Annotated in this window: 27 protein-coding genes; 12 read left to right on the top strand and 15 right to left on the bottom strand. The window is 56.5% G+C overall.

Annotation, left to right across the window (positions count from 1 at the left end; genetic code table 11):
• Positions 1 to 9: 9 nt before the first annotated feature.
• Genes Q7P63_12340 through Q7P63_12325 form a run of 4 tightly spaced genes read right to left on the bottom strand, consistent with a single transcriptional unit; the run spans position 10 to position 4,113 of the window.
• Positions 10 to 363: a hypothetical protein gene (locus tag Q7P63_12340; GenBank protein ID MDP0500877.1), complete on the bottom strand. Its 354-nt coding sequence runs from the start codon at positions 361 to 363 to the stop codon at positions 10 to 12.
• A 10-nt stretch (positions 364 to 373) separates the two neighbouring features.
• The gene (locus Q7P63_12335) at positions 374 to 1,186 is read right to left on the bottom strand and encodes a hypothetical protein (GenBank protein MDP0500876.1); all 813 of its coding nucleotides are present in this window, start codon (positions 1,184 to 1,186) and stop codon (positions 374 to 376) included.
• A gap of 7 nt (positions 1,187 to 1,193) precedes the next feature.
• Positions 1,194 to 3,650 carry a hypothetical protein gene (locus Q7P63_12330; protein ID MDP0500875.1) on the bottom strand — a complete coding sequence of 819 codons (2,457 nt, stop codon included), beginning with the start codon at positions 3,648 to 3,650 and terminating at the stop codon, positions 1,194 to 1,196.
• A complete protein-coding gene (locus Q7P63_12325; GenBank protein MDP0500874.1) occupies positions 3,634 to 4,113 on the bottom strand; it encodes a hypothetical protein in 480 nt (159 codons plus the stop codon). The genes Q7P63_12330 and Q7P63_12325 overlap by 17 nt, the downstream gene beginning before the upstream one ends.
• A 383-nt stretch (positions 4,114 to 4,496) precedes the next feature.
• On the opposite strand from Q7P63_12325, the gene Q7P63_12320 reads away from it, so the two are divergent.
• The 4 genes from Q7P63_12320 (at position 4,497) to Q7P63_12305 (ending at position 8,826) form a co-directional block, all read left to right on the top strand.
• Positions 4,497 to 5,216 carry a hypothetical protein gene (locus Q7P63_12320; GenBank protein ID MDP0500873.1) on the top strand — a complete coding sequence of 240 codons (720 nt, stop codon included), beginning with the start codon at positions 4,497 to 4,499 and terminating at the stop codon, positions 5,214 to 5,216.
• Between the two features lie 3 nt (positions 5,217 to 5,219).
• Positions 5,220 to 5,969: a hypothetical protein gene (locus tag Q7P63_12315; protein MDP0500872.1), complete on the top strand. Its 750-nt coding sequence runs from the start codon at positions 5,220 to 5,222 to the stop codon at positions 5,967 to 5,969.
• Positions 5,966 to 6,907, top strand: coding sequence for a hypothetical protein (locus tag Q7P63_12310; GenBank protein MDP0500871.1), 942 nt, complete (start codon positions 5,966 to 5,968; stop codon positions 6,905 to 6,907). Before Q7P63_12315 ends, Q7P63_12310 begins: the two co-directional genes overlap by 4 nt.
• 359 nt (positions 6,908 to 7,266) lie before the next feature.
• Complete coding sequence (locus Q7P63_12305) at positions 7,267 to 8,826, top strand: site-specific integrase (GenBank protein ID MDP0500870.1); 1,560 nt, start codon at positions 7,267 to 7,269, stop codon at positions 8,824 to 8,826.
• On the opposite strand, the gene Q7P63_12300 is transcribed toward Q7P63_12305, so the two are convergent.
• From Q7P63_12300 to Q7P63_12290, 3 genes are all read right to left on the bottom strand, one after another.
• A complete protein-coding gene (locus Q7P63_12300; GenBank protein MDP0500869.1) occupies positions 8,715 to 9,161 on the bottom strand; it encodes a DUF6082 family protein in 447 nt (148 codons plus the stop codon). The two genes, Q7P63_12305 and Q7P63_12300, sit on opposite strands and share 112 nt — an antisense overlap.
• A 115-nt stretch (positions 9,162 to 9,276) precedes the next feature.
• A complete protein-coding gene (locus Q7P63_12295) occupies positions 9,277 to 9,498 on the bottom strand; it encodes a hypothetical protein (GenBank protein MDP0500868.1) in 222 nt (73 codons plus the stop codon).
• Between the two features lie 19 nt (positions 9,499 to 9,517).
• Positions 9,518 to 10,438: a PEP-CTERM sorting domain-containing protein gene (locus Q7P63_12290; protein ID MDP0500867.1), complete on the bottom strand. Its 921-nt coding sequence runs from the start codon at positions 10,436 to 10,438 to the stop codon at positions 9,518 to 9,520.
• A 27-nt stretch (positions 10,439 to 10,465) separates the two neighbouring features.
• Here Q7P63_12290 and Q7P63_12285 point away from each other — a divergent pair, with 27 nt between their 5' ends.
• The 3 genes from Q7P63_12285 to Q7P63_12275 all read left to right on the top strand — a co-directional run bounded on the left by Q7P63_12285 (position 10,466) and on the right by Q7P63_12275 (position 11,452).
• Positions 10,466 to 10,795 carry a site-specific integrase gene (locus Q7P63_12285; protein MDP0500866.1) on the top strand — a complete coding sequence of 110 codons (330 nt, stop codon included), beginning with the start codon at positions 10,466 to 10,468 and terminating at the stop codon, positions 10,793 to 10,795.
• Between the two features lie 46 nt (positions 10,796 to 10,841).
• Entirely contained in the window at positions 10,842 to 10,994 is a 153-nt protein-coding gene (locus tag Q7P63_12280) for a hypothetical protein (protein MDP0500865.1), read from the top strand.
• A 257-nt stretch (positions 10,995 to 11,251) separates the two neighbouring features.
• Positions 11,252 to 11,452, top strand: a complete 201-nt coding sequence (locus Q7P63_12275) for a hypothetical protein (GenBank protein ID MDP0500864.1) — start codon at positions 11,252 to 11,254, stop codon at positions 11,450 to 11,452.
• A gap of 54 nt (positions 11,453 to 11,506) precedes the next feature.
• On the opposite strand, the gene Q7P63_12270 is transcribed toward Q7P63_12275, so the two are convergent.
• The 3 genes from Q7P63_12270 to Q7P63_12260 are packed head-to-tail and all read right to left on the bottom strand — an operon-like array spanning position 11,507 to position 12,289.
• A complete protein-coding gene (locus tag Q7P63_12270; GenBank protein MDP0500863.1) occupies positions 11,507 to 11,869 on the bottom strand; it encodes a helix-turn-helix transcriptional regulator in 363 nt (120 codons plus the stop codon).
• Complete coding sequence (locus Q7P63_12265) at positions 11,866 to 12,093, bottom strand: hypothetical protein (protein MDP0500862.1); 228 nt, start codon at positions 12,091 to 12,093, stop codon at positions 11,866 to 11,868. Before Q7P63_12265 ends, Q7P63_12270 begins: the two co-directional genes overlap by 4 nt.
• Positions 12,077 to 12,289 (bottom strand): hypothetical protein, encoded by a 213-nt coding sequence (locus Q7P63_12260; GenBank protein ID MDP0500861.1) that lies wholly within the window; start codon positions 12,287 to 12,289, stop codon positions 12,077 to 12,079. Before Q7P63_12260 ends, Q7P63_12265 begins: the two co-directional genes overlap by 17 nt.
• A gap of 163 nt (positions 12,290 to 12,452) precedes the next feature.
• On the opposite strand from Q7P63_12260, the gene Q7P63_12255 reads away from it, so the two are divergent.
• Positions 12,453 to 13,085 carry a helix-turn-helix transcriptional regulator gene (locus Q7P63_12255; GenBank protein MDP0500860.1) on the top strand — a complete coding sequence of 211 codons (633 nt, stop codon included), beginning with the start codon at positions 12,453 to 12,455 and terminating at the stop codon, positions 13,083 to 13,085.
• On the top strand, positions 13,078 to 13,689 hold the full coding sequence (locus Q7P63_12250) for a hypothetical protein (protein MDP0500859.1): 612 nt from the start codon (positions 13,078 to 13,080) through the stop codon (positions 13,687 to 13,689). Before Q7P63_12255 ends, Q7P63_12250 begins: the two co-directional genes overlap by 8 nt.
• 6 nt (positions 13,690 to 13,695) lie before the next feature.
• Here Q7P63_12250 and Q7P63_12245 read toward each other — a convergent pair whose 3' ends face one another.
• Entirely contained in the window at positions 13,696 to 14,181 is a 486-nt protein-coding gene (locus Q7P63_12245; protein ID MDP0500858.1) for a hypothetical protein, read from the bottom strand.
• A gap of 349 nt (positions 14,182 to 14,530) precedes the next feature.
• Here Q7P63_12245 and Q7P63_12240 point away from each other — a divergent pair, with 349 nt between their 5' ends.
• The 3 genes from Q7P63_12240 to Q7P63_12230 are packed head-to-tail and all read left to right on the top strand — an operon-like array spanning position 14,531 to position 15,584.
• Positions 14,531 to 15,049: an antirestriction protein ArdA gene (locus Q7P63_12240; protein MDP0500857.1), complete on the top strand. Its 519-nt coding sequence runs from the start codon at positions 14,531 to 14,533 to the stop codon at positions 15,047 to 15,049.
• Between the two features lie 59 nt (positions 15,050 to 15,108).
• Positions 15,109 to 15,405, top strand: coding sequence for a hypothetical protein (locus Q7P63_12235; protein ID MDP0500856.1), 297 nt, complete (start codon positions 15,109 to 15,111; stop codon positions 15,403 to 15,405).
• Positions 15,402 to 15,584: a hypothetical protein gene (locus Q7P63_12230; protein ID MDP0500855.1), complete on the top strand. Its 183-nt coding sequence runs from the start codon at positions 15,402 to 15,404 to the stop codon at positions 15,582 to 15,584. The genes Q7P63_12235 and Q7P63_12230 overlap by 4 nt, the downstream gene beginning before the upstream one ends.
• A 10-nt stretch (positions 15,585 to 15,594) precedes the next feature.
• Here the strand turns inward: Q7P63_12230 and Q7P63_12225 are convergent, their stop codons facing one another.
• From Q7P63_12225 to Q7P63_12210, 4 genes are all read right to left on the bottom strand, one after another.
• Positions 15,595 to 15,972: a hypothetical protein gene (locus Q7P63_12225; GenBank protein ID MDP0500854.1), complete on the bottom strand. Its 378-nt coding sequence runs from the start codon at positions 15,970 to 15,972 to the stop codon at positions 15,595 to 15,597.
• Positions 15,969 to 18,779, bottom strand: a complete 2,811-nt coding sequence (mobF, locus tag Q7P63_12220) for a MobF family relaxase (protein MDP0500853.1) — start codon at positions 18,777 to 18,779, stop codon at positions 15,969 to 15,971. Before mobF ends, Q7P63_12225 begins: the two co-directional genes overlap by 4 nt.
• A gap of 353 nt (positions 18,780 to 19,132) precedes the next feature.
• Entirely contained in the window at positions 19,133 to 19,975 is an 843-nt protein-coding gene (locus tag Q7P63_12215; GenBank protein MDP0500852.1) for a TIGR02391 family protein, read from the bottom strand.
• Between the two features lie 10 nt (positions 19,976 to 19,985).
• The coding region (locus tag Q7P63_12210) for a hypothetical protein (protein ID MDP0500851.1) at positions 19,986 to 20,166 on the bottom strand (181 nt) is incomplete at its 5' end.

Raw genomic sequence — 20,166 nt, 5'->3', positions numbered from 1 at the left:
CAGCAGCAGTTATTCTTTGAAGACCTCCAACAGCCTTCTATTTTCGAGCCTTGCTTCACTCGTGTCATAAGACATTTCACGAGTTTCTTGCAGCATGATCTGGAGCTTGCTCGGCTTCAAATCAGCCTCCACCTCCTTCTCCAACTGGACTTCTCCAAGCCTTGGCGTAACGGGTGCACCAGCGCTTCCAAAATCCTCTTGCACTTCCGCCTCATGGGGTGGAGTCATGCTGGATTTCTCCTGCTTCACAGGGAATTCAGCAGCAACAGGAACATCACTTTCCTTATCGGAAAGAGAAACAAGCAATCCAACTCCTAGGGCTAAAACTCCAAGGATCAGGCCCGCAATTAAAGCTCTTTTCATCGTATACGCGCTAAAGTTTGGAAATCTCAAGGTCATCTGGGGCAATCCCATAGACGCCCTTGTCAGGCAACACGATGGTAACTCCGTCAATCGCATGACCGATTTGCTCCTGAATCTCTGGTTGCGATTCAAGCACATCAATCAGGTGCGGCGTTAGATCACCCGTAGAATCTGCCACCAAAGCACCAGAATCGCTCATAGCACCCAATCCGTTGAATACCTTCCATTCGAGCCGGTCATCGATCCCATCCCCGTCCAGATCCATCCAAGGGCCGATTGCGCCGAGGTCGAAAGAGAACATGAACTTGAGCTGGCCGATCAAAAGAGGCGCATAGTGCTCAGTGTCCTGCCCGCTCCAAGGGCGATCGTAGGTCCAGATTCCCGGGTGATGTAGATCCAGCATTACCGCTATAGCCGCAGAAGCGTTTGGAAACTCACCCGGCAGCTTGCTTGGGTGCAGTTCCATCATTTCATAGAATCCATTGGCCATGAACTTGCCCTGGCCTTGATTCATCACCGCAAAATTGTTGCCGGTATTGAGGAAGTCGGGTGCGGAACCGCCATAAACGGCAAGCCACTGTGAGTTCCAAGCGGGCTGATCCAGCTCCAACATGAAGCGTAGGTAGTGCGCTGCCCGCAGGCCGAAGTTCTTCAGTTGCCCCTGATTGACAGGTCCGTAGTTATTTGGCTCTTCACTCGGAAGGACCAGCCCCATTTCCTGCCACCACGAGGGGTAATCGGCGTAGGTAACGATGGCAGTCCCCCAAAGGCACAATCCAGTTCCAGCAATGCGTTTCAACGTATGAGCATTTGAAATCCACATGGTATGCCTAATTGCTGAACGCCCCCATGGAGATGTCACCTTGCTTCCTTACCTTCATTGAAGACACATAGCCCTCATGGTCGACAACAACGGCCGGCTCGGATCCATCAAAGTTCGTAAGAACGTTCGAGCTTCCACTGCCAGTGGCAACGATGCTGCCATCTATCAGGAACCCTCTAATCTCAGCCAATGCTTGAGCTGGATTGGGAGTATTGGGGCCTAAGTTTCCTGCCCACTGAACGAGCGATTCGACTGCTTTCGTAGGGGCACCTCCCGGCTCCACTCCTTCAAATATAGCGGCGTAGGGTTGGCGATAGGCTGGGTCCGACGCCTCGACACTGGCGATCTTGTACAGTCCCAACCGAATGAACGCCATCTTTAGCCTATCAGAGAGCTTTGCTTGACCCTCCCATGCATCTCGGCTTGTGAGAATTCCGATTTGTGTAGAATCCAATGCGTCCAGAGCACTGGCTAACCTTTCACATTCAGAATTGGAAGCAAATACATCATAAACAGGTGAAGACGAAGGCGAAGGCACGATTCTGCTATGATCTACCCTCGAAAGGATAGTAAGCGTCAGCCCTCTGCCAGTGGAATTAGAGTAGTTATTGCTGCCAATTTTGACCAATTCCGATACGTTGAAACGCTCATTTCCTGAGCCTCTAATCACGAAGGGCTCGATTTGGGATATTTGAGCTGTCGACCAACTCCCTGAAATATTGTTGAGATTTAGGGTTCTCCATTCGGCGTTACCTGCGCTATCAATAGACGTCAGCACTCGGTTTGGGGCGGGATTACCACCTGAAATTGCGATTGGCCCGCTGATCCTCGCATTTCCACTGATATGAAGGCGTGCACTTGGCTCATCAGTTCCAATCCCTACCCTTCCATTACTCCGCAGGACTAGTTGATTCTCTGAATAGCCATTCCAGCTATTAGCAGCTTCCAAGATTAATGCAGTCATTGGATAGCCATCACCAGCTACAGGATTTTTATTCGTTGAATAAATACGTGCGCCAGCGTGCAACGGATAAAACGCCTCTCCATTAACCACAGAAGATGGTTTGATGTTGCTAACATTGAAATACACCCCGCGCGTCTTATTATCCTCTACCATTGATCCGCCGTCATACGGGTCGCCAGCATCGCCATTTACGTTCTCAATATGCCCATCTCCAAGAGAAATCGCACCTTCGAATGTAGTTGATCGATTTCCACCTCCAGAAATATCATCGGACCAGACCCAATCTTGGCGGAAAGACGCCTCGTTTCCATTTTGCTCTCCGAGTTGATAAGTCCCGTCGGAATAAATGACAAATGTGTCCTTTCGGGCGCCAGAATTACCTGAACCGACCACGAAGATCGGCTTCCGAGGATCGCCTTGGTCGACTGCTCCCGCCTTGTTATACTGACCAAAAGCCACTGCACCAGGGCCAGCATATGCGGCATCAAGTTTTACATTACTGCCGGCGACAAATGACATTTCAGGGGCCGCCATCGTATTCTTACCAAATGCAGCCGCATATTGTCCACTGGCCACGGCGTTACTACCGATAGATATACCACCATTATTATTGGTGTGGCTTCCAGCGCCTGCCTCAATTCCTCGCGCGGCCCAAAGGTCGCCGTCATCTTGTATCAATGAATTATTCTGCAAGCCAGAGGGTGTAAAGTATCGATTATAGTGGTCAGATCCAGTTCCAAAGCCCTTGAGGAGGATCGTAGTGATGACTGGGAGACCGTAGGTATCAATTTCGGAATCGTAGAACTCTTGTGTAGCCTCTAGGCCGTTGCCAGCACCCAATCCAGGAATGCCAATTAAGGCATACCCAAACGCCCAGCGATTGCCATGGGTTGAATCAACTGGATCAATGGCTACCTCTTGGCGCACCCACTCCAGCGCCTCTCGGCTAGCACCCAAAGACAGCATCCGGTCCTTGAGGTCACTTTCTGCAGTAAAATCAATAGATTTCGCCCGAGAGACAATGATATGGATATAGTTGTCATCGAACCGCGAGTTGATTCCTGCTAACAATTGAGCCGCATTATTGTGAACTTGAACGGGATAACCGCCGACAACCTCAACCTGCCCGGTGCTCCGGTTGATCACCATGTGCATCATGCTTACAGGATGATTATAATAGTTCCCCAGCAGTTGGGAAGGGTTCGCTTGATTCGCGGTATACTGCAACCCGTTGTAGTTGATTGCCGCGTGCCGAAAATTATCCCATCCGGTGTAGAAAAATCCAGAAGCTACAACCAAAGCTCTCGCTTCAACTTGTTTTAGAAACGTATCATCGTTTAATTCAATTCTGCTACCGTTGATGACGGTCGGCTGCCCCGAACTACCCACCGTTGTTTGCGTCTGCGCAGCCAAAGAAGCTCCGGTAAGCGTAAACAAGGCAAGCGTGAAGAGATTAGAGAAATGATTCACTGTGAAAGCGTTTTTATTGTTCAGATTCAAGGCGCAGCAGTTTGCGAGAAGCGTTAATATAAGCTTCCTTTAGGCTCCCAAGTTGCTGAGTTTCAGCGTTGGCTTCAATAATCTCCATGCTAGAGCGTTTGGCAGCACGAGAAACTGCTTTTTGGAGAATGCGAACCTCTTGTTCTTTCGACTCGAGTTCGAGGTATTGTTCAAAATTCGCACGGATGAATGCCGCTTGCATCGCGCCCAACTCATCATAGGTAGCATCGGGAGCAGTGGCCAGATACGCCTGAAGCTGGCTGTCCCATTGAGCCCTATCCTGCGCCAATTGCTGCTGCAGAACCTGAGCTTGTTGCTCCAATTGCACTTGCCGTGTGCGCGCCGGCGTGTCTGCCTCCTGTGCAGATTGGCCTTGAACGGAGCTTACCTGTGAAAATCCAGGCACTCCGAAACTGGAAAGTAATATCAGCAACGACCAACAACGCAGAGAGATAAGCTTCATGTTTTCCACATAGCCAGTTTTCGCAGCCGTTTTTCAAGCTTATTCTTCAATAATCTCCTAAGCCGTTGGCCTTACGATCAACTCAAACAGTCTGAGCGTTTGACTCCTCCCAGTCTTGACGATCTCCGCTCTATGCCTTCAGGTGCTAGGCGATGCCTGCGCCTTCACAAACTTCACTATCTTCGGCCCGTCAGGCTCGGGACCGGGCCTTTGAGGAAGCGTTTGACGAGTTTGGCGGAATGATCCTGTAGTATTTCCGGATCGAGTCGGAGATTACCAGTTGGGGGAAGACCTGGCGCAGCAGTTGTGGGTGTTCGTTTACCAGAAGTTCCCGCAGGCGAAGATGAGGCAGAAGGGGCTGCTTTTGCATAAGGCGCGGCACCGTGATCAGCACCTTTACCGGCATCGCCAGCGGCTTTCTGCGCTCGCCGCTTTACCAGCTCTTCTGCACCGAAACGACCCTCACCCCGGAAGTCAGTGAGGCGGGCAAGATCATCATCCTCGACCTGCCGGTGAAGGAGTTCAACGAGGCGGGTCGCGCCGCGCAGGTGCTGTTCAAGTATCTCTGGCAGCGCTGGGTCGAGCGACGGCAGATCACCCCGCAAAGCCGTCCGGTCTTCCTCTGGGCCGACGAGAGCCAGTATTTCGTCAATGAGCACGACGCCTCCTTCCAGACCACCGCGCGCTCGGCGCGAGCGTGCACCGTCTTCCTGACCCAGAACATTCCCAACTACTACGCGATGATCGGAGGCGGCGACGCCAAGCGGGCCTTCGTCGATTCGCTGGTCGGCAACCTCACAACCAAGTTTTTCCACAACAATTCCGACACGACGACGAACAAGTGGGCCGCCGAACTCTTCGCCCAGGACTGGCAGCAGATCAGCGGGCATTCCATCGGTCTTGGCCCCAAGGACGGAGGGGCCTCCGTCAACCTCAACAACTCGCAGCAACTGGTCTACACCGTGCCGCCGCGCGCCTTCACCAACCTCGCCAAGGGTGGCCCACTCCACGACTTCGGGGTCGAAGCGATCGTTCACCAGGGCGGCAAGATCTTTGCCGGCAGCGGCCTCAACGCCCTGCGCACCCGCTTCTCCCAACGCTGAGCCATGGAAGACGACACCCAAATCAAGTTCCCCAAGCTCCCCCCACCCGACAAGGTGCTGGGGGCGGTGGGGAAGATCGTCACCGCCCTCGTGTTCGTCATGATTCAGGGCGCGCGGGCTCCCTTCGAGAGCTTTCTGCGCACCGGCTTCGGCGAACGCTACTTCAGCACCCTGACCGTCATTTCCACCTTCCTGCTCTACACGGCCCTCATTTACTTCTGGGCCGAAAACCACGCCGGCCCCTCCGAATTGCTGGGCGTGTTCACCTTCCAGGCCATCCTCCTGCTTTTCGTCGCCCGCCTGCTGCAAATCCGCTGGGGCAGCTACCTGCGAGATCGTCAGGACATCTACGTGCACAGCCGCTTCCCGGGCAAGCACTTGCCGTTTTTCGAGCCCCTGACGCGCCTGCAAAAACGCCTGCGCTACCGGAGCGACTTCATCAAGACCATCGGCGAGCCGCTGCTGCTGTTGTTTCTAAGCCTGCTGGTGACAGATGCGGCCCCGGCACTGAGCCTTGCCCTCTGGTTCGCCTTTCTGGCCACGCTGCTCTTTCACGGATTCCAGGCCGCCCTTGAGCGCCGCAAGTGGCTGGACCGCAAGGACCGCATCCTCGATGCCGAAGAGGAGATGCTGGAGTTTGGCGGCAGCAGCACCAGCGACCTTGGCCGCTACACCGGCCGCGTTTCGTTGCCGGTTTCCGCTGCCCCTGCTCCATGGGGCTTGAACTCTCTACCTCCACCTCCCCTGCCATGACGGTTGACCATCCTTATCTACGCGGCCAGCAGCGCGACGACGAAGAGCTCGTTCGCGAGTATATCTCTCAGCTCCAGTCGGGCCGGTTTCCCGTCATGCTGGCCCGGGACGAGCACCACAAGATGAAGCTCGACACCTTGGCTCGGGCCGAGATGAAGCGGCTCGGCCTACTGGAAAAGCAGGGCAAGCAGCTCGGCGTAAAGGAGGACCCGCGGGCTCCGGGAGACTTGAGCCCACCGACGCGAGAGCTGTGCAAGGGGGAGCGGATCCAGCTCACCGAGGACCATCGGCATCCCGAGGCGGCGTTTACCGGCTTCAGCACCGAGCGGAAAGAGCACGTGTTCTCCAAAAACACGTTTCGCACCATTGAAGATCACGATCGCGAAAAGGGAGAACTGAAAGCCGCAGGTCAAAAGATGGACGAACGCTTCGGCGCCTGGACCTATGGCTATGCGACTACGGTTGATCGACTCGACGGAGCTAAAATCGACAAGCTGCTCGTTTCGGATCGTTCAATCCTCAAGGATAAGGAACACCAGCGTCTGGCCAGCATGGCTGCCAAGGACATCCTCACTCGCGATGGATTTGGCAAAGCCTCGCCGCCGAAGGAGCGCGAACAGAAAGAGAAAGAAAAGGATAAGGATAAAAGTAAGGAAGAGCCCAAGAACATTATCGACGTCAGCAACCGCTATTTCACCCAGAAAGCTCAACGGGTGATTGACGCAAATAATCGCCTGCGGAGTGCACATCATCAGCGCGAGGCCAAGCAGCTGAAAAAAAACATCAAGGCCTTTTCAAAAGAGGCCGTCCAAAAACCTGAAAAGCGTGTATCACTGGAAGAAAAACGCAGCCTTTTTCAACGCATGACTAGCCGCAAGAGTTCACCCTCTCAATTACGAGACCGGCAGCAGGATCAGGATCGCGATCTCGACCGGTAATAGACGAACTCGGGCGCACTTCCCGAATACAAGTGGAAACTGATACACACGACTGCTACACTCGAAGCCAATGATGAACGGCATCGAAGCCGCTAACTCTTTGAAATGCTTACGTATGTAATTTTTGGCGGCGAATCTTCTCGGGTGCGCCATCCAGTCAAAAAATCACATCTTTTCAAGGACTTGAGCGTAGGGCAGCCGCCCCTCCGATGCCACTGATACACATCAACGTGTGTTCTGGCACACAGAGGAGGATTCGAATGGGCTCGGAGTATCTGCAACTCACCCCAAATGGGTACAAGTATAGACGGCGCATTCCGGTTGCGCTACAAGGCTACTTCAGGCGTAAGACAGTGGGGGTGTCGCTGCGGACCAAGTGCCAGCAGGAGGCCAGACGGCGACTTCTCGTTGTCCATGCGCAGGTGCAAGCGTTGTTTGAGGAGGTTGAACTGACGACAGGACAATTGCAGCATAGCCAAGCCCTTGAAATCGCCGAACGCTGGCGCAAGCGGGCACTGAACGAAGATTTTGAACAGCGCCTGAACGGTCAGAAGCCAGACCGGCCCCTGCACACGCTTTCGGCCCGTCTGCAGCAATCCCTGGAGCAGATGGATTTTTCCGCCGACGCGGGGCTGGTAGAGCAAGTGAAAAAGGATCACGGCCTTCAGCTCGACCCCGGCAGTATGGACTGGAAGCACTTGGCCTACCAATTGATGCAAGCCCAGCTACAGGTTTGTGAAGAAGTGATGCGCCGCGACCGCACCGGTAATCGCGAGATGGTTTTCCTGCCGGTCGAAGAGTCGCCCCCGTCGGAAAACATGAACCAACTAAGCGCTATGCTGAAGAAATGGGAGTCGCTACAGCCGCGCCACCAGCAGACCATCAACGAGTGGCGCACCGCCGTAGAGCGTTTTATCAACCTGAAGGGCGATATGGATGTGAGGGAGATCACGCGCAAGGATGTGCGCGATTATATGGAACAGTGCCGTCTGCTGCCGTTGCATCTCACCAAAGCAGAGCGCGCGCTGCCGATGACGGAAATTGTGCAACGCTATCGCAAGCGGGAAGTGAAGCGGATGAGCGCCGCAACGGTCAACAAGAACGTCAATGCGGTGAAATCCGTGCTGGAGGTTGCGTTGCAGGAAGAGATTCTGGTGAAGAATCCGGCGCAGGGCTTAAACTTGTGTGATAGTCCCAGCAAGGTTCGTCTTCCCTTTGAGCCGCAAGACCTGCAACTGTTCTTTAGCCGGTCGCCCGTCTATCGCTTTGGAGAACGCAAGCGAGGCTGCGCCGGGGAGGCCGGATACTGGCTGCCCTTGCTGGCGCTTTACACCGGCGCGCGCCTGGAAGAGTTGGGGCAGTTACGCTTAACGGATATTCGTCATAGCCAAGGTATCCATTTTTTAGATATCAACTGTCACGAATCGGGTAAATCGCTGAAGAATCCAAACAGCGCCCGACGAGTGCCCCTGCATCCTAAACTGATCGAAGCTGGCTTCCTCCTGGAGATAGAACGTTTGCAGAGGCAAGGCGCTACGCATGTGTTTCCGGAGCTATCCCATCATACCGACAAATGCACGCGCGGTTTCTCAAAATGGATCAACCGGCAGATCAACGCCTGCGGCATTTGTGATGAAAGCAAGGTTTTCCATAGTTTCAGGCATACCTTCAAGGACGCCTGCCGCGAGGCGGAAATCCCTCGTGAGATTCAGGAGGCCTTGATGGGACATAGCTCCGGTAAAGTTGGAGATAGCTATGGGAGTGGCTTTTCGCTCAAGCGGCTTTATGACGAAATAGCCAAAGTCGCTTATGAGGACTTCGTCTTGCCGCCGAGCCCAGCGGTTTTGGGCGAAGGCTTGGACGAAGAGGGAGAGTCCTTCAGCAGGTCGTCTACGAATCGCTGGAATGAGGCGGCGTAGGTGGGGCGGAATTGCGGCCAGTGCGTGCGCATGAAGGGCAGTTGCAGGAACTGCCGGAAATCTGCGGTGTAGCCGTGGCTTTGGGCGCGGGTGATGTGGCCTTCGCGGGTGGCGTGGTGGATCAGGTAGATTTGATTGAACCAGAGCTGCGCGTAGGCCTTGGCTTTGGCTGGCGGGCGAGGTCGGCCGCCTTCCAGGAGTCGGGCGAGTGATGTATCATCAAGCGCATGTTCGACCAAGGCGCGGTTGGTGTCCTGAATTTGAGTGAAGACCTTGAGGCGCATATCCTTGCGCACGTAGTGGAGCTGAAACACGACCGTGGGGACCGCCAGCACGGTTAGCAGATCAGCCGCGTAATCGACAAGATCAGCCCACGGTAACAGCACAAAAAATCCCCTTTCGCGTGCAAAATATAGGTGCCGCGAAAGGGGATTTGTAGCGCGAGATCCTCTACTGATCCAACTGAGCCGCGAGCCGTTGCAGCACGGCCACAGGGATCTTGACGAAGGTCTCATGCGCCGGGGCGGAAAGCTGCGCGGCTTCGTCGGCACTCAGGCGGGTGCCTTGCACAAAGGCCTCGCCCGATTCCGTGAGAATGAAGGCGGGACAGGCCGAACCGGCACAGAGTTCCGTGCGCGGGCCGTCTTCGCCGATGATGCGGGTGATTTTCATGGTGAGGAGGGGCAGGAATTCAGGCCGCGCGGCGACGCCAGAGGATGAGGCCGAGGGCGCCAAGGCCGCCAAGCAGGGCGTAGGTGCCGGGCTCGGGCACGAGGGCCGTGGCGGTGATGGTGAAAGGCGAGAGGCCGTCCGAGCCGCCGAGGATAGTGCCGTCTTCCAAGACGCGGATGGAGCCGTCTCCCGTGCCGTTGGTCACGAGGTGGATGCTCAGGTCGCTCGCGTCAGGATCGAAGCCATAGGTATCGAGGAATGCCGACGGATCGTAGCCGGAGAGGCTGAAGGTGTCGGCGAAGGTGTGGCCGCCGATCAGGTCAATCGTCATGCCCGCCGCGCCGGTGTAGAAAGTGAGCAGGCTGTTGTTATCGAGGTAATTGGAGGTAAAGGTGCTATTGACGAGCTGGATGTGGCCTTTGCTTTCAAACGTATCGGAGGAGTAGCCCGGAGCGGTGCCGACACCCAGGCCGGTGCGGATGTCAAAGGTGACGTTTTCCAGCCAGGCATCCGCACCACCAGTCGTCAGAATGTTTTGACCAAACACCGCGTTGGCAGAGGTTCCGACACTGACATTCCGCATCGTCAGAGTAGCGTCGGAAGAGGTCTCGTGCACATGGATATTGAAGCCCAGGCTATCCGGAAAATAGCTGTCTTCGACGAGAAATCCGCGCCCGTTGGTGCCTTGCCAAACGTGGGAGAAATTCAGCGTGTAGTAGACGTCGCTCAGGCTGGCATTGGCGTTAATCGACTGGTAGTCGGCGCTCAGGTAATACGTGCTGCCTTCGGACGAATCGAGGGGACCGATGGCGCGCCATTGAGGATCGCCCGCAAGCTCGGACAATTCCATTTCGACGTCGACGACCTGGGCGCAAAGCGAAGGCCAAAGGCCCAAGATGCTCAGGCCAAGGAGACTATTACTAACGGATGAGAGTTTCATAAATGAATCGCAGGTAAGAGTGAGGAAATTGCCGCTGACCACCCGCAAAAGCGGTTCTGGAGCTTTTCGCGCACGACGGCCTATCGGCTGGTGAAAGAGGTGATGCGGCAGGCGAAAATTGCAGGACCGCAAGCCTGTCCCAAGGGGCTGCGGCACGGGTTCGGGATTGCATGCGTGGAGGCCGGGGTGCCACTGCCGATCATCAGCACCTGGATGGGCCATGCGAGCGTGAAAACCACCGGCATCTACCTGAACGCGACCGGCGCAGAAGAACGGCGCCTTGCAAGCCGCTTGTGGCGCGACTTTGAACTTGCTAAGATGCCGGAAGTATCTAGCCTTGAGCGTGAAACAGAATAGGTAATTCTGTTTCACGGCGGGCACAACTCAAACCCGGAGATGAGTCATGAACGACCTGCCTGACCCTTGGGATGACGCGGAGGACGAACGCCCCGAGGCGTTTGCCACGATTACCCCTTTGCGCTACGCCTTGTGGTGCGTGGCCGAACACGGACGCCTGCTTTCGACTGAACGCCGCGAGTCGGACGAGCTGCACTGACCCCGCGCTGGTAAGCAACGTGAGGCGATCTGTTTTCTCGAACGAGTCTGAACCTTTTAGGTGAGTCCCGGCGCACCCGCGGCCTGGTTGACGGTGACGTTGGCCCCCGGCGCGGGCGGTCAACCTGCCAAGACGGTTTTCACCTGCGGCGAAGCTTCCGTCTTTCGGTGGACACGCTGCCCGCTGAATCCAGTGGCGAAGAGGTCTCCGTCAGGCCGCGAAGGTCGCGGTCTCAAACCTAAAAAAGGAGACTTTTTATGACCGAGAACAACAAACAGCCTTACTTCATCGCCAATAGCGTGCGGGAGAACAGCCAGACCGGCAAAGCTCATTGGACGGAAATCGGCGTCGCGTTCCCCCACGAGGACGGCCAAGGCTTCAATCTGGTGCTGAATGCGCTGCCGATGGAGCGCAAAATCGTCCTGCGTCGCCCCAAGGAATCTGAAGCGCAGGCCTAAACTCTGATTTATCCTACGTAACTTGAGCGCCGCCCCACCGGGTGGCGCTTCTTTTTACGCGGCAAGCTGGGCTCTTTCCGCACACAAGTGCGTCAACCGGCGAATGGCGGAAGCCATCTTGGGCTCCAGGCCGCGCAGGGCGAGCAGCAGAGCGGTTTCCCGCGCGGTCAATTGCAGATCATCTCGCTGACCGCTTCGCCCTGAAAGTGAAAACTCCAGCGGCGAGATTTCCCATTGGTCGCAGAGGTAAAGCAACATGGCGGCCGAGATCCGATTGGTCCCGCGCTCATATTTCTGCACCTGCTGATAGGTGACCGCGAGCACTTCTGCCACGTCCTGCTGGGATTCGCCGCGCAAATAGCGCTTCGCTCTCAGCTGCCGCGCAATCTGCCGGTTCCATTCGTCCAATTCGATCATGAGTCGCCTCCTCTCTGGTTGTCGTTGTGCGCAGGCCGCGCTTCGCCTTCGGTCGCGATTGAATCGAGCAATGCCCGCCAGCGCTGGCGATAGATTGGCAGGAAGCGTTGAATCGTCTCTCGCGCCTTCTGCGGGTCTCCACCCGCGCGCTTGCGGCGCACCGCCGCCCGAATCAGCCACCGATAATAGAAGACCGCTTCCTCGTGATCATGCGGCGGCGACATGGTCGGCACCCCAGCGTGGGCGGTTGGTATAAATCGGTCCGCTGCCACTGCTATGTTTAGCGCCAAAGCTGGCGGCATAGTCGGCAAAGTGTGCCGGGGCAGTTCCGTCGCGGTCGGGAAACTGCGCGTATAATTCCAGCGCTTTGGCTTCCCCATATTTGCGGGTCATGTAGCTGCACCACTGCCCGTCTGTCATTGACTGGATCATTATCCTGTCTCCTTCCTCTATCTATATTGTGCTCTTTTGTATACTTGTTGTGGCACAATGTCAACAGTTACGTGAATAATATTACTATTTAATTAAAGATGTGACCATATCGTTTGTACTGGAGTATGGATTCGATAAGATACTTATCATTATGAAGATCGAAGCCAAGCAACTGCGAGCCGCTAGAGCGCTTTTAGGCTGGAGCCTGGAGCAAGCCTCCCGTGCCTGCGGCATCGCCGTGCCGAACCTTTCCAACCTGGAGAACGAGAAGACCCAGCCGCGCCGTTCCACGGTGGCGGCTCTGGTACAGGCATTTGAGGCGGAGGGGGTGGAGTTCATGGATGGAGGCGTGCGCCAGGCATCCAGGACGGTCAGCTTCTTCTATGGTGAGCAAGCGTTTCTGGAGTTGCTGGATGACATCTATAATACCCTGCAGGACGGCGATGAGTTGCTCTATATGTATGTGGACGAATCCTGCTCTGCCCCGGAAGTGATCGAACGTGAATTGCGCCTGCGCCGAGCGGGCATCAAGTTCCGTTCGCTGGTCAAGGATGGCTCAAAGAACCTGATTTACCCGATCCAGGAGTATCGTTATATTCCTGAGCGCTTCTTTATCAACAATGTGGTCGTGATCTATGGTCGCAAGGCCGCGATCGAGACACGCGAGAAAATTACGTTGATCCATGATGCGAACGTAGCCGTTGCTTTACGCAACAGCTTTGAAATGCTTTGGTTACAGGGATCGATGCCGAATGAAACGGATGCAAAGGAAGTTTATGTATAAGATCAGATCGACCGGTGGTTGGCAGAATTACCGAATGTGCAGCCTCGAAGTCAGCGTGGGCAAAGACTATCACGAGGGCCGCAAGTTTGAAGACACCTGCCGATGGGCTGCCCAACGCTTCCCGCAGGTGCTGGTAAACGTGGGCGACACCCTGCAGCGTCATTACCTGCCCGATGGCTGTGCCGAGACTGCGCGCGCGGCGGGCGATGCCTGGCTGGAGCGCAACGCTGCCGCCCTGCGCTTGCTGGAGGGGCGGATGATGCTCATTCGCTGGGATGACTGGCGAAATCATCCGACCTACCCGCTGGCCCGCGCCGAAATCGATCGCCGCCTGCACGTCGATCCCGTCTTTGCGCAGGCCGTCACTCAGGATCTGAGCGACTTTGTCGCGCGCAACCCCAGCCTCAAAGCCTCCGCCTGCCGCGCGTTCCTGCTGGAAGAACTGGCGGTGGAGCTGATCTTCAACGAAACCTACGAGGCCGTCATGCTGTATCCGGGCGGGCAATTGCATTCGATGGCCTTGGTTTCGAACAAACCCTTCTGCCGCCTGAGTTACCGACGCAAAGCGGCAGGCTCGAGCCTCGCGCAGGCCGTTGCCGCCTAACTCTCGCTATCCAACCCCCGGATACTTGATTGTTTCCAGCCCGCTTTCGCTCAGGAAGCGATTGGCCAGGCGCACAATATCGCGGGCCCCTGCCGGCCGGCCATCGAGGCGAAAGTGTCGTTCGCTGACGTCCATTTGAACGCGGTTCCCGAGAATATTGACCGCGCGGCGCACCGGCGGGCTGAGCGTGTCCCATTCGGCCTTTTCGCGCAGCATCTGGCGGAAGACGTGGTCGCAGCGCCGCAGTTCCTCCTGCCACTCGCGCGACCAGGGATAGTCCGCATCATTGTCATTGTCAGGCAAAGGGTATTGGAAGTCTTCCGCCGTGACGGTGCCTCCGGTAGAGGTTGTAATTCGTGCCATGACTTCGGGGTTAGGAAACCGTTCCCCACTCAGGTAACGGTGGATGGAGGTGCGGCTGCGCAGGCCCACTTGCTTCGCGAAGGAGGCTGGCGCGATCCGGTTCAGGATCAGGTATTCAGAGAGTTTCATGGCACCCATTTGAAAGCCTGTTCGCAGCTGCACAACGGATGTTCCCGGCAGGGTTTCCGCCACGCGCGATGGTCTGCCGACTCCATGCCATCGCATCGAAACGCCGTGGATAACGCAGCGGCTATCCACAGGCCCCTTACTGGCTTGTCTTCAGTCACGTGAAGTAGAGGGGGTGCCTTCCCCCTGCCGTGGCACAAGGGTATCCCCAACCTTCGCTTGCTGCGCCGCGCTGCAGGCCGGGCGATCCCCCTCCCTTGCGCCCCTTCACCCCCCGTTCTCGCCGAAGGGCAAGGTTACAGCAGCAGCAGGAGCTGTCGCAGACAACCTGAACCAAGAAGGAGAACAGACCATGTCGCACCATATTGAACCTAGAATTTATGTCGCCTGTCTGGCCGCCTATAACGCCGGTTATTTGCACGGTGAATGGATCAATGCCAATCAAGATGCCGAAGACATCCAAGCCGAGATAAGCGAAGTCTTGAAGACCTCGCCCATTCCCCATGCCGAGGAGTGGGCGATTCATGATTACGAAGGCTTGGGCCGTGGCGTCATTGAAGAATACACGGGCATTGAGACCGTCGCCAAGCTGGCCGCCTTCATTGCCAAACATGCCGATTTAGGCGTGCTGTTGCTAGAGCACACCAGCGGTGACCTAGAAGATGCCGAGCGTCTGATAGAAAATTACTTAGGTGTATACGCCTCGCTGGCAGACTACGCACAGGAGCTGACCGAAGAAACCACGGAGATTCCGGCCAACCTGAGTTTTTATATCGATTACCAATCCATGGCCCGCGACATGGAAATGAACGGCGACCTTCTGACCATCGAAGAAGGTTTCGAGAAGGTTCACATCTTCTTGAGCTATTGATTTACCCTCACCGCCCCGCTACGGCGGGGCATCTTTAACCTAACGAAAGGAGCTTTACTATGACAGACGAGTCAAAACGAAAACTTTTAGATATAACTGAAGGCGCGGCTATGTCTCTACATCCATACGACCTCTGTGCGGGCTTGCAACTCCATTGGTCGGGCAACTGGGGTTTGGTTTGCCAGAAAGATGTTGAGCTCAATTCAGCCTCACTTATGTCAGCCGGGGATAGGCGCACCATGTCAGCCTTCATCGATCGAAAAGGTGTCCATTTCTGGATCATGACTGAATTGGACTGCGGCGTCACGACGGTGATGGTGCGGGAAGATCTCGCAGGCTGGGAGGTGGTATCATGAACATCCTCGAACTGATCCAATCTGAAATGGCCACCGATGAAGTGGATACGGACCGCGAAAGCGAGCGTCTGATCGACTGGTTCGACTCTCTGCCCAACGATCAACAGGCCGCCGTCAATCTCGCGTTCACCTATGTGTGCGGCTGGACGTTGGAAACCCTCCGCGAGAAGGTCCAATAGCGGACCTACTTCACTCCGCCGCCGTCAGCTCAATCAAGCTGACGTGCGGCCCCTCGCCTGAAAAATCATGCGCGGCCTCGCGCACGAGCGCGAGGCGTTGCAAGTCCAGCAGGTGGGCCAGGGGCTGGAGCGAGCGCCCCCGGATCGTGATGGCATCCAGCAGCCCGCAGTTGCAGTGCAGCACCAGCGTTTCCGCGGTCGGCATCGAGATCAGCCCGATCTGGCCATAGGGGTAGGAAAAGCGCTGGCCGCTCTTCTGGACCAGCACCAGCCGAATGGCCACCGCTTCAGCGGTGGAAACCTCCTCATGACAGCTGGAAGTCGTTGAAGGCAAGTAAGGTGCGGTCGTGCCGGGTTTGCGCAGGAAGGCGTATTTGTCTGGGTTCATCGTTCCATCTCCATGATACGTTCAAGACCTCGGTCGCGGATGAGGCGGCGCTGTTTCTGACGCCGCAGCCCATCCAGAAAGCGCTCCGCAACCGAGCGGCGGACCAGCTCAAAGGAAGCTTGGCGGCCCCGCTGTTGCTTCTCCGCCAGCCGGGCGATTTCGGTGGCGGAGCGCCGGGGCTGGTCGCGCATGGCGGCCTGCAGAAGCTCCTCCCGGTCGTCGGTGTAAATGTGAGCGCCATACCGCGCGCGGCTGACCGCCACATACATCCGGCGCATGTCGGTGGCCGCCGTCGACTCGCTGCCGATGGCCACAAACACGTGATCGACCGTCTTCGCCTGGGCGGCATCTGCCGTGATGCAGTGGCCGTGCGTAAAGTGGGCAAAACTGCGCGGCAGCACCTGTCCGCCCTGCAGCCTGATATCGCCGTCCATGGTGAAGCCTTTGACCTGATGCCGCGCGCCGCTGGTCAGTTGCGTCTTACCGCCGTTGAGGTAGGCGTTCTGGGTGATGCGGATGGTGTCGTTTTCACGCAGTTTCACTTCCTGCGGGCGGTAGACGGTGAAGCGTTCCGCGTGCTTCAGTGGCAGCAACACCGGGGCGAGATCGCTGCGCTGCGCGATCACCCAACCCTTGTTGGGCAACACCTTGCGGATGTTCAGGCGCTCTCCCGCCTTGAAGCTCTTGGCGTGGCGCTGAAACTGCACCACCATGCCCGGCTCGTACGAGATGGGGTTGGTCTTTTCCGCGTTCGTCCAGCCGGTCGGCACATGACGGATGTAGGTGTGTTCGCGGCCCTTCAGGATGCCTTGTTCGGCCAGTTCTTCACGAATGGCCGCCGTCACCCGTTCGCCTTCCGCGTGGGTCGGCGAGATCACCAGGCAAGCCCCCGGACGACGGCCATAAGATGCCTTCACATAGTCGCGGGCCAGATCGCGGTGGCGGTCTTGCGGTTCCGGCACCTCATGAATCGCGCCTATCTTGTCCAGCGTTTGGAAGCCTTTACCGACCTCGCCCTTGCTGATCGCTTCCACCGCCGCTTTCAGTTGCGGGTCTTTCTGACGGCGCACCTGGTCGAGGCGCGTCACTTTCAGGCCGTTTTCCTCCAGCAGACGGAAGGCATCCCCGCGCGGCACCGAACGAATCTGGCGCGAATCTCCGGCCAGCACCACGCGCTTCGCGCCATTGCCCTTGGCCAAGCGCAGCAACTGCAACAAGTCCTGATTGCCCACCATGCCCGCTTCATCGACCCACAACACGCTACCGCGCAGGCGCTTCTGCAGGTCTTCATCGGTCAACAGCTTTTTCACCGTCTCCGCCTGCTGAAATCCTTCCTGCCGCAGCACCCCGCGCGAGGCCTCCGCCGTGGGCGCGCACAGTATCAGCGGGGTGTTCTCGCGCTTCAGGCCGTCCGCCACTTCCTGCAACAGCGTGGTCTTGCCCGTGCCGGCCCGGCCGACCACGCCCACCGCCCAGTCCTGGCTTTCCATCACGAGCCGCACGGCGTCCTGCTGTTCGCGCGTGTCCTTCGCCGGATCGGTAAAGAGCGGATTCTGGAACTCATATTTGCCCCTGGTCAGAGGCCGCACACTGCCACGCCCATCCTTCACCAGATCGAACAGCTTCGTCTCTTCCGCCAGCACCGCTTGCGTCGTCACATGCGTGCGCCCCTCAATCTCCGCCCTCAACATATCTGGCCGATTGGCGCAGGAATCCTTTACCGCTTCCACCTTGGCCGATCCAATCGACTGCGCCAAAGCTGTGGCCAAGAGACGGCGCTCCGGCACTTCGCTATAGCGTTCCAGTTCGTGGCACAACGCATACTCAATCGCCTCTTTGGCCGCGCGGGGATCATTGGATGCTTCCCGCCCTTCTTGCAAATGTGCCTTCGCCATAGACGATTGCAGCAGGTTCGCTTCTTTGGGCGTCAGGTTGGCTTTCCAGACCTTGCGCAGGGTGGAGAGCGGAATGTTTTTGTCCTTCACCTTGCGAATGCGGGCGTTCAGTTCTGCTTTCGCTTTCGCATCGGTAATGCCAAGTTCGCGCGCCTTTGCTTCAATCTCCTGTGTGCGACGGGAGAATTTGTTGAGCAAGTCGCGTTCGAATCCCTTTACTTCAAAGGCGTCCTTCGTGGGCGTGATGTCATAGCCAATTCTTTGCAGCTCGCCTGCCAGCTCCGTATGAAACACCGCCTGGTGATAAGGACCATCCTGTTTGATGCGGCTGAACTCGCCTGCCTTCCAGCATGTCTCCACTTCGTCATAGGTCGCGTTGATCGCATAGACATGCATGTGCAACTGTGGATCGGGCAAACCCTCCAGCATCTTGTCATCCGATGGTGCCGGGCGGGAGGTATAGTGCGTGAAGTCCGCCCAGATCATGTTACCCGTCTGCCGATCATGAAAAGCCCCACTTTTACGCACGCGGGTATGCATATCCTGTTCAATCTGCTGCATGGTGGTGGCCACCGCGCGCTTCATCGCCGCTTCAATCCGCTCATCCCCCGCGATCGTATGCAGAAGCGACACCGACTTTGGCACATCAAAGGTGAAGTCATAGCCAGGACGGCGGTTCGGCGGATTGCGCGGGGTCAGCTTGTCACTATCATCCGGCAGGCGGTTGTGCAGCAGATTCAGAAAGGCGTCTTTCGTCACCGGGCCGTCCAGCCCAAGCATACGCGCACCCTTGCCGCCCCAGCTTCCGGCGACCTCCTGACCCTCCAGATAATAGTCGCCCTTCGACAACGCATCGCGGAAGTAATTGACCGCCGCATCCACCGACTTGCTGGCCGTGATCCTCAGCACCACGCACCCCCTTTCCGAACGGCTTCGACCAAAGCCATCCGCCGACGGTCATAGCACTCGAACCCATACCCTGTCCGGCTTGTTCCCAACAGAGTTTCTGCCCCCGAATTGTCCATCGTTCCCGCATTCCCAGTGAGTTACCAGACGTCTCTCCTTAGGGTAAGGTGACGCCCGGCATACAAGGATACATGGCGGAGGCGGAGATTTACGGGGACGGGGGCAAGGTTTAGCAGATTGCAGGGGAGGCAGCTTCGTTCTTCCACCAACAACGGAATTTCTCTGATGGTGCAGAGTGAATACTGCCGTGTATTTAGGATGGGCCCAGGCAATTCAGCGGGTGAGATGCCGCACGGTTTTCATGACTCTTCTGTCTCGCAAATTGGCCGCTCTCTAGCATCTCGCTCAAATCGAAACAGCTGGTTCAGTAGGAGAAACTCCGAGAGTAGCTCTTCGCGCGAGTAGTCAAGTTCCTTATGGGCTCTTGGGTTGCGGAAGCTGCCGTAAACGGATTTGAATAAATCGGCGCGCGCAGCCTGTTCCTTCTGATGGACTCCTTCCCACTCCAGAATCGATTTTGGCCCCATGAAGGCCGCTTGGAATAGGCCGGCTCCGTGCTCATCCGAGTTGCAGCGTTGCCTGATGGCATCCTCAATGCGTCTGAAGCCGGAGTTGATTCGGCTATCTGGATCTGTCCAAAAATTCACCACTAAATCGCGAATACGCTTATCAATGAGTCCTAGCGGTATCGGAATTGGGATGCTTCGATTAATCAAAGTCTGGTCTCGGCCGTACTCGTAAATGTAATCGTGAATTCGGAGTGGGCGAACTGGACGCATGGAGTCTATACTCTCAAGGTCCTTGTCCGTGAGTTGACCTCGGTTGAGCTGCTGAAAGAGACGGTCGCCTACCTCGTATTCCTCCGTCTTGATTTCGAATTCCTCGAGTAGAGAGAGCACGTAGGCCAGTCCAGCTGAACCTTCACCATAATAACCAGATGCGAAACCTGCCCGAACTACGAATTTGCTCCGGGGCTCCTCAGTGTAGAACAAGAAAGCATGGTGATCGGAATGCGTAATAAGCTTTGCCTCACGAATAGGCTCGTCAAACTGAAGGTAGCGTAAGATGGCATCGATACAACTTTGGGTGATTCCAAATTGTCCGACGTATTCGATATCTTCTGAGGCAGATTGGTTAATCATATTTGTGAAGCTATGCCGCAAGGCGGCTGATAAATTTATGATTGCGAGATTTAACACCCTGCTGAAAAAGTCCTTTTCCGGGGCAGCGGCATAGATAAGCTGTGGGTATGCGCGGTAAGGTGTCGAGACAGTTGGATGCGGTGGCGTTGATCAACCTGGAGTCGTTGATTCCGGCGAAGCATCCGATCCGC

The sequence above is a fragment of the Verrucomicrobiota bacterium JB022 genome, assembly GCA_030673845.1.
In the GTDB taxonomy this organism is placed as follows: domain Bacteria; phylum Verrucomicrobiota; class Verrucomicrobiia; order Opitutales; family Oceanipulchritudinaceae; genus WOUP01.
Note: the sequence above shows the minus strand (reverse complement) of the source record. Positions and strands in the feature narration are given on the sequence as shown.